Annotated in this window: 5 protein-coding genes; all 5 read left to right on the top strand. The window is 64.7% G+C overall.

From position 1 onward, the window contains the following. The coding region (locus RR928_RS08585; protein ID WP_332540199.1) for an SPOR domain-containing protein at nt 1–258 on the top strand (258 nt) is incomplete at its 5' end. A 7-nt stretch (nt 259–265) separates the two neighbouring features. Continuing rightward, entirely contained in the window at nt 266–757 is a 492-nt protein-coding gene (locus RR928_RS08580; protein WP_332540197.1) for a CvpA family protein, read from the top strand. A 73-nt stretch (nt 758–830) separates the two neighbouring features. Next, nucleotides 831–2339: an amidophosphoribosyltransferase gene (gene purF, locus RR928_RS08575; protein ID WP_332549830.1), complete on the top strand. Its 1509-nt coding sequence runs from the start codon at nt 831–833 to the stop codon at nt 2337–2339. Nucleotides 2340–2528: 189 nt separating this feature from the next. Further along, nucleotides 2529–3740 carry an O-succinylhomoserine sulfhydrylase gene (locus RR928_RS08570; protein WP_332540365.1) on the top strand — a complete coding sequence of 404 codons (1212 nt, stop codon included), beginning with the start codon at nt 2529–2531 and terminating at the stop codon, nt 3738–3740. After that, nucleotides 3740–4500, top strand: a 761-nt coding sequence (gene gltX / locus RR928_RS08565; protein WP_332682181.1) for a glutamate--tRNA ligase, incomplete at its 3' end; no start/stop codon positions are given. The genes RR928_RS08570 and gltX, both read left to right, overlap by 1 nt.

Below are 4500 nucleotides of genomic sequence, written 5' to 3'. Positions count from 1 at the left end.
GCACCGGCAGCCGCCGAGGCCAGCAGCAGCGATCGTGTCGTGGTCCAGGTCGGAGCGTTTGGCGATGCGGACAAGGCGCGTGAAGTGCGCGCCAAGCTCGAAGGCGCAGGCCTCAAGGCGTTCACCCAGACGGTGTCGACCAAGGATGGTCAGCGCACGCGGGTGCGCGTGGGCCCGTTCAACAGCCGGGCCGAAGCCGACAAGGCCGCGGCGCGGGTCAAGGGACTGGGTTTGCCGGCGTCGGTGATCAAGCCCTGACGCGGTGATGGGCGCTGTCGACTGGATTTTTCTGGCCGTGGTGCTGGGGTCGCTGCTGGTCGGCGCCTGGCGCGGGCTGGTCTATGAACTCCTGTCGCTCGTAGGGTGGCTCGTGGCCTTCGTGTCGGCGCGCTACGGGGCGGAGACAATGGGCGGGTTTCTGCCCATGGGCAATGCCGATGTATCGCTGCGTTATGCCGCAGGTTTTGTGGTGACGTTTATTGCTGTGGCGTTTGTCTGGGGCCTGGTCTCCAGTCTCGCCAAGCGACTGATTGATGGCGTGGGTCTGCGGCCTGTGGACCGCACGCTGGGCGCGGTATTTGGTCTGCTGCGGGGTGGTCTGCTGCTGGTCGTCGTGACCCTGGTGGTGACCTATACGCCTTTGCAGCAGTCCGAGTGGTGGCAGCAATCGCTGATTGCGCCGCAACTCGGCGGCCTGCTGCTGGACTGGATGCCGGCGCTGCCGCAGGAATTGGGAAGGTATTTGCCTTCAAGATGAGGGCAGGGCGGCCCTACCCGGGCGGCCTTGCAAGAATGGCGGGACTTTTCCCGCGGATGGATGGAACGCAACTATGTGTGGAATCGTCGGTGTAGTCAGCACTGCACCCGTGAATCAGCTGATCTATGACGCGCTGCTGCTTTTGCAGCACCGCGGCCAGGATGCGGCAGGCATCGTGACCCAACAGGAACGCAAGTTCTACATGCACAAGGCCAAGGGCATGGTGCGCGATGTTTTCCGTACGCGCAACATGCGCGCGCTGCCGGGCAACATCGGCCTGGGCCAGGTGCGCTACCCGACGGCCGGCAACGCGGCCAGCGAAGAAGAGGCCCAGCCCTTCTACGTCAACGCGCCGTTCGGCATCGTCATGGTGCACAACGGCAACCTGACCAACGCCAAGCAACTGCGTGCCGAGCTCGCCGACACCGACCATCGCCACACCAATACGGACAGCGACTCCGAAGTGCTGCTCAACGTGCTGGCGCACGAACTGGCGCGTGCCACCAGCGGCGCGCCGCTCAAGAGCGTCGACGTGTTCAAGGCCGTGCGCGCGGTGCACAAGCGCGTGCGCGGCTCCTACGCCGTGATCGCGCTGATCGCCGGTTACGGTCTGCTGGCTTTCCGCGACCCCTACGGCATCCGTCCGCTGTGCATAGGCCACGGTGCCGATGGCAGCGTCATGCTGGGCAGCGAATCGGTGGCGCTCGAAGGCAACCTCTACACACTGGAGCGCGATGTCGCGCCGGGCGAAGCGGTCTACATCGGCCTCGACGGCAAGGTCCAGGCAGAGCAGTGTGCCGAGAAGAGCTCGCTGCACCCCTGCATTTTCGAGTACGTCTACCTGGCGCGCCCCGATTCCGTCATGGACGGCATCTCGGTCTACCAGGCGCGCCTAAACCTGGGCGAATCGCTGGCCAAGCGCGTGATCTCCACGGTACCGCCAAGCGAGATCGACGTGATCATTCCGATTCCCGAATCGAGCCGCCCCAGCGCCATGCAGCTGGCCCAGCTGCTGGGTCTGCCGTACCGCGAAGGCTTCGTGAAGAACCGCTACGTCGGCCGGACCTTCATCATGCCGGGCCAGGGCGCGCGCAAGAAGTCGGTGCGCCAGAAGCTCAATGCGATCAGCAGCGAGTTCAAGGGCCGCAACGTGCTGCTGGTCGATGACTCCATCGTGCGCGGCACGACCTCCAAGGAAATCGTGCAGATGGCACGCGACGCCGGCGCCAACAAGGTGTACCTGGCGAGCGCTGCGCCGCCGGTGCGTTTCCCCAATGTCTACGGCATCGACATGCCGACCAAGAGCGAGCTGGTGGCCCACGACCGCACGGTCGAGGAAATCCGCCAGGTCATCGGCTGCGACGCGCTGATCTATCAGGACGTCGACGGCATGAAAAAGGCCATTGGCGCGCTCAACCCCGGCGTCAACGGCTTTGAAGCTTCGTGCTTTGACGGTATCTATGTGACCGGCGACATTTCCGAAGGCGATATCGCGGCGCTCAACGCGGGCCGCACCGGCGGCGCCGAAGAGGGCGATGTCGATACCTCGCGCCTATCGCTGCCCAACGCCCAGGACGCTTGAGCACGTTACATTAGGAACGATTGCAAGCAATGAAGCGGGGCGCAGCGCCGCCCGCTTGGCTGTCATGGAAAAGAGCTAAAAACGCGGAAGGGTCAGGCCTCACCACCTGACCGGCCCAGCGGGTTTGGCTCATTTTTCTTTGCGCCGCCAGCAACGGCCTGCCTCCGCTGGACAACCAGGAATACCACCGTGACCGAACGAACCCTTCCCGCCGGCCTGCATCCCGATACCCTCGCGGTGCGCGAAGCCGTTGAGCGCAGCCAATGGGGCGAGCACAGCGAAGCGCTGTACCTCACCAGCAGCTTCGTGCAGCCCGATGCCGCCACGGCCGCGCGCCGCTTCGGCAATGAAGAGCCGGGCTATACCTACAGCCGCACTTCCAACCCCACCGTGACCAGCTTCGAGCGTCGACTCGCTGCCATGGAAGGCACCGAGGCGGCCATTGCCACTTCGACCGGCATGTCGGCCATTCTGATGGTCGCGATGACCATGCTCAAGGCCGGCGACCACATCATCTGCTCGCAGTCGATGTTCGGCTCGACGATCAAGTTGCTGGGCGGCGAGATGGCGCGCTTCGGCGTGACTTCCAGCTTTGTGTCCCAGACCGATGTCGCCGCCTGGAAGGCCGCGATCCGCCCTGAAACCAAGCTGCTGTTTGCCGAAACCCCGACCAATCCTCTGGGCGATCTGTGCGACATCGCGGCGCTGGCCGAACTGGCCCATGCGCACGGCGCGCTGCTGGCTGTGGACAACAGCTTTGCCTCGCCGGTGCTGCAGCGCCCGGTGCAGTTCGGTGCCGACCTGGTCGTGCACTCCGGCACCAAGCTGCTCGACGGCCAGGGTCGCAGCATGGGCGGTGCGGTCTGCGGCCCCAAGGCGCTGGTTGAAGAGAAGATGGGCGCCTTCATGCGCACCGCGGGCCTGAACCTCGCGCCGTTCAACGCCTGGGTCATGCTCAAGGGCATGGAAACCCTGGCGCTGCGCGTCAAGGCCATGAGCGCCGCGGCGCTGGAAATGGCAAACTGGCTTGAAGCCCATCCCAAGGTGGCGCGCGTTCACTACAGCGGCCTGCCTACGCACGCCCAGCATGCGCTGGCCATGCGCCAGCAATCTGGCATGGGCGGCGGCGTGCTCGCCTTCGATGTGATCGGCGACTCGCCCGAAGCGCTGCGCGCCAACGCGTTCGCGGTCATCGACAGCACGCGCGTGTGCAGCATCACCGCCAACCTGGGCGACGTGAAAACCACCATCACCCACCCGGCCAGCACTTCGCATGGCCGTCTTTCCGAAGACCAGCGCCAGGCTGCTGGCATCGGTCAAGGCCTGATCCGACTGTCGGTCGGCCTCGAGCATCTTGAAGACATCAAGGCAGACCTCTGCCGTGGACTGGATACCCTGTAATGAGCACCAAAGTACGTACCCGTTTCGCCCCTTCGCCCACGGGCTTCATCCACCTGGGCAACATCCGCTCGGCGCTTTATCCCTGGGCCTTTGCGCGCGCCAATGGTGGCGACTTCATCCTGCGCATCGAGGACACCGATGTCGAGCGTTCGACCCAGGCATCGGTCGACGTGATCCTCGAGGGCATGGAGTGGCTGCAGCTCACGCCCGACGAAGGCCCGTTCTATCAGATGCAACGCATAGAGCGCTACAAGGAAGTGCTGGTGCGGCTGCAGGAAAAGGGCCTGGTCTATCCCTGCTACATGAGCATGCAGGAGCTCGACGCGCTGCGCGAAAAGCAGATGGCCGCCAAGGAAAAGCCGCGCTATGACGGCACCTGGCGCCCCGAGCCCGGCAAGCAGTTGCCGCCCGTGCCCGAAGGCGTGCAGCCCGTGCTGCGCTTCAAGACGCCGCAAGGCGGCGTCGTGGCCTGGGAAGACAAGTGCAAGGGCCGCATCGAATTCCAGAACAGCGAACTCGACGACCTGGTGATCGCGCGCCCCGACGGCACGCCCACCTATAACTTCTGCGTCTGCGTCGACGACATGGACATGGCGATCACGCATGTGATCCGCGGCGACGACCACATCAACAACACGCCGCGCCAGATCCACATCTTCGAAGCCCTGGGCGCCGAGGTTCCGGTGTTCGCCCATCTGCCCACCGTGCTCAACGAGCAGGGCGAGAAGATGAGCAAGCGCAACGGCGCCAAGGCCGTGAC

The sequence above is a fragment of the Comamonas sp. genome (assembly GCF_036666375.1).
Classification (GTDB): Bacteria; Pseudomonadota; Gammaproteobacteria; order Burkholderiales; family Burkholderiaceae_C; genus Comamonas.
The sequence above is the reverse complement of the archived record's forward strand: the minus strand, read 5'-3'. Positions and strand labels throughout refer to the sequence as shown.